The organism is Polaromonas sp. P1_G4, assembly GCF_056405475.1.
Window position 1 is genome coordinate 1 of sequence record NZ_JBFUCA010000407.1, and the last position, 3,990, is coordinate 3,990.

At 62.2% G+C, this 3,990-nt stretch carries 3 protein-coding genes; 1 reads left to right on the top strand and 2 read right to left on the bottom strand.

Translation table 11 applies throughout. The annotated features are described in order from the left end of the window. A partial coding sequence (locus tag AC1D1X_RS17530; RefSeq protein WP_477698767.1) for a dynamin family protein occupies positions 1-889 on the bottom strand: 889 nt, incomplete at its 3' end. A 71-nt stretch (positions 890-960) separates the two neighbouring features. Further along, complete coding sequence (mutM, locus tag AC1D1X_RS17535) at positions 961-1,776, bottom strand: bifunctional DNA-formamidopyrimidine glycosylase/DNA-(apurinic or apyrimidinic site) lyase (protein WP_477668278.1); 816 nt, start codon at positions 1,774-1,776, stop codon at positions 961-963. A 118-nt stretch (positions 1,777-1,894) separates the two neighbouring features. On the opposite strand from mutM, the gene AC1D1X_RS17540 reads away from it, so the two are divergent. Then, on the top strand, positions 1,895-3,667 hold the full coding sequence (locus AC1D1X_RS17540) for a tetratricopeptide repeat protein (RefSeq protein ID WP_477668279.1): 1,773 nt from the start codon (positions 1,895-1,897) through the stop codon (positions 3,665-3,667). The last annotated feature ends 323 nt before the right edge of the window (positions 3,668-3,990 follow it).

The window sequence follows — 3,990 nt, forward strand, 5'->3', positions numbered from 1 at the left end:
ATGTTGCACGCTGCTTGTCGATCTGTGMCTGTACTTGTTCGGGCGTGCTTAACGCGTCCCAAAGGGTGTCGATCTTGTTGAGCACCACCAGGCGTGCATCGGTGCCATCACCGTCGGTGATCAAATGCTCGCGCCATATGGCGAGGTCGGACTTGGTGACACCGGTATCGGCGGCCAGTATGAACACCACGGCATGGGCCTGGGGGATCAGGCTCACCGTCAGTTCGGGTTCTGCGCCAATGGCATTGAGACCCGGCGTATCCAGGATGACCAGGCCCTGTTTGAGAAGCGGGTGCGCAATATTGATCAGCGCGTGGCGCCACTTGGGCACCTCTATCAGGCCGTCTGCGCCTACACGCGGGTTGTCCTCCGGGCTGCTGTCATGCCAGAAACCAAGAGAGCGGGCTTCGTCCTGGGTGACATGGCGGACTTCGGCCACTTTTTCGAGCGCCTGCGCCAATTGCGCCGGGTCATTCACGTCGAGGTCGATCCGTGTCCATTTTTCAGGTACCGCGCGCCACTCCATGAGGGCTTGCTTCTGCAGGCGCGTCTCGATGGGAAGCAGGCGCAGGCAGGGCGGCACATCCGCGTCGTAGCCCAGCTCGGTCGGGCACATGGTGGTGCGGCCAGCGCTTGCCGGCATGATGCGGCGGCCATAACCGGCAAAAAAGATCGCATTGATCAGCTCGGACTTGCCGCGCGAGAATTCGGCCACAAAGGCGACCATGACCTTGTCGGAACGTACCTGTGACTCGAGCCGCTGCAGGCGCTCCTCAACCGCTGCATCCAGCAGGTCATGGTCCTTCATCCACTCTGCAAGCAGTTTCAGGCGCAACGCGAATTCGCGCCGCCACGTGCCGTGCTGGTCAAATTGTTCGTTAAAAGACATCGGTCTACCGTAAAGTGTGTCGGTCAATATAGCATCGCAAACCCGAAAGAACCATTGGCGCGTCTACGGACTCAAGGTTTCTGGCAATTCGCACAGTAAAAAGTGGACCTTTGCCCCTGCCGGAGGGTCTTCACGGGTGCTGCGCACACCCGGCAGGGCAAGCCGGCGCGGTCATAAACCATGGCTTCCAGCTGGAAATAGCCCGATTCACCCTGTGCATTCGAAAAGTCCCTCAGGGTGCTCCCCCCCTTTGTAACAGCTTGGGCCAGTACCTGGCGGATCGCCCCGTGAAGCAAGGCCGCGCGGGGCTTGCTGATCCGGTTTGCCCGGGTGGTCGGCCGGATTCCGGCCAGGAACAGGGCTTCCGACGCATAAATATTGCCGACACCAACCACGGCCTCCCCGCCCAGCAATACCTGCTTGATCGCCGTTTGCCGCAGTTTTAGCGCCCGGTGAAAGCTTTCCGAGTCAAAAGCGTCCGTCAGCGGCTCGACGCCGAGCCGGCCAAGCAGCTTTTGGGCGGCAGGCGCGCCTTCATCGCTGGCATACACCACAGCCCCAAACCGGCGCGGGTCGTTCAGACGCAAAGTGCCCCGGCTGGTGGCCATTTCAAAGTGGTCGTGCTTGCCCAAGGCGGGGAAACCGTCGCCGAAAGCCACGCTACCGGACATTCCGAGGTGGATCAGCAGCAGCCCGTTGCTCAGATCCACCAAAAGGTACTTGCCGCGGCGGCGAACCGCCAGCACCTTCTGGCCGGCAAGCTTGTGGGGCGCGCAGCCCAGCGGCCAGCGCAGGGGCTTGCCCATCTGGACGCGCTCAATGACGGCGCCGGCGATACGGTCCGCAAAGCTCAACCGGGTGACTTCAACTTCTGGCAGCTCAGGCATGGTTTTGTAAATAAGGGCGCTACTGCATGGCGCAAGAAGACAGCGGTGGGCCAGCCGAAGATCAGGGCCGCGGCGTAAAGCGGCAGCGCAGCCGGGAAGCTTCAATTATCATGGTTCGATGAAGAAAAAAATTGGCCTTGCCATCAGCGGCCTGTGGCTGGCTGTTCCCCTGGTCCTGGCGCAGACCGAAGAACCGCTCCTGGCTGCGCCCTCAACGCTTGTCGAGGCCAAGGCCGCACAGGAAGCGACTCCATCATCGCAGCTGGATGGTGCCCTTTTTTACCAGCTGCTGGTGGGTGAAATGACCCTGCAGGAAGGCGAGCCCGCCGCAGGATTTGCGCTCATGCTGGACGCCGCCCGCAAAACCGGCGATGCGCAGCTCTACCAGCGCGCTACGGACATCGCACTGCAGTCGCGCTCTGGCGATGCCGCACTGCAGGCAGCCCAGGCCTGGAAGGCAGAGCAGCCCGCCTCGCGCGAGGCAAACCGTTATGTCCTGCAGATCCTGGTGGCATTGAACCGAATTGCCGACACGACCGAACCGCTGCAAACCGAAATCCGGCTTGCTCCGGAAATGGAACGCGCTGCGGCATTGACTGCGGTACCCCGGATTTACGCGCGTGTGCCCGACAAAAAGCTGGCCAGCACGGTGGCCGAAGAAGCGTTGGCCACCTACCTGAACAGCCCCGCCACCGCCAGCGCCGCCTGGACCACGGTGGGGCGCATGCGGCTGGCCTCCGGCGACAGCAACGGCGCGCTTGCGGCAGCCAGGCGCGCGCAGGCTGCAGGCCCGCTCTCCGAAGGCCCGGCCCTGGTCGGGCTGGAACTGATGGACCCGAAACAGCCTGAAGCAGAAAATCTGGTCCGCAAATACTTTGAAGGCAACGCCAAAGCCCTGCCTGAAGTGCGGATGGCCTATGCGCGCGCGCTGCTGGATGCCCAGCGCTACGCCGAAGCCGCCGCCCAGCTGCAAGTGGTGACCCGCGAAAAACCCGAGCTTCCCGAAGGCTGGCTGGTGCTGGGCTCCCTGCAATTGCAGGACAACCAGCTGGCACAGGCACAAACCTCGCTGGAGCGCTACGTCACCCTGGCCCAGCAGCAGACCGCCGAGGGCGAGCGCAACCGCGGCCTGGCCCAGGCCTACCTCTCGTTGTCCCAACTGGCCGAAAAACGCAAGGACTATGCGGCGGCAGAAGGCTGGCTGGCCAGGATTGAAGATTCCGCTGACCTGACCCAGGCCCAAACCCGGCGCGCCTCCATCCTTGCCAGCCAGGGCAAACTGGAAGAAGGACGCCAGCTGATCCGCAAGCTCCCCGAACGCAACGCTGCGGACGCAAGGCTGAAATTGAACGCAGAAGTAGGCCTGCTCCGTGAGTTCAAGCAGTACCAGCTGGCCCATGATGTGCTGGCGCAAGCCCTGGCAAAAAACCCCGACGAAACCGAACTGCTGTACGACCAGGCCATGATGGCTGAAAAGCTGGGTTCGATGGATGAAATGGAACGTCTGCTGCGGCGCGCCATCCAGCTCAAGCCCGACTACCACCACGCTTACAACGCCCTGGGCTATTCATTTGCGGATCGCAGCGTGCGCCTGCCGGAAGCGCGTGATCTGATTCGCAAAGCGCTCGAATATGCGCCCGCCGATCCATTCATCAAGGACAGCCTGGGCTGGGTCGAATTCCGAATGGGCAACACCTCGGAAGCCATCAAGATCTTTGAAGCCGCTTACAAAGCCAAACCCGACGCCGAAATCGCGGCCCACTTCGGCGAAGTACTCTGGACCACAGGCCAGCGTGACCGCGCCGTGGCCATCTGGAAAGAAGGCCGGCTGCTGAGTCCCGAAAACGAGACCCTGCTCGAGACGCTCAAGCGCCTGCGCGTGAAGCTGTGACGGGAATTCGCGTCCTGCCGCCTGCACTGCGTGTCCACCTGATCCGTCTGGGCCTGGTATGCGCCTGCGCTATTGCTCCTTTTTTGATAGCTGGTTGCGCTCAACCGCAAAGGCTTTCCGGCACAAATGTCTCAAAAAATGAGCTTCGGACAGGCCGTATCAGCCTGCAGGTCCAAAGCGAACCCGTGCAGTCCTTTTCGGCCAGCTTCGAGCTCAAGGGCCAACCCGAGCGCGGCGAACTCTCGCTGATCAGTCCTTTGGGCAGCGTGCTGGGGGTGCTCCGCTGGTCGCCCGGTGAAGCCGTACTCGACTCAGGCAATGGC

Coding starts and splice junctions, on each gene's coding strand:
- mutM (WP_477668278.1), bottom strand. CDS start 1,776: ATGCCTGAGCTGCCAGAAGTTGAAGTCACCCGGTTGAGCTTTGCGGAC.
- AC1D1X_RS17540 (WP_477668279.1), top strand. CDS start 1,895: ATGAAGAAAAAAATTGGCCTTGCCATCAGCGGCCTGTGGCTGGCTGTT.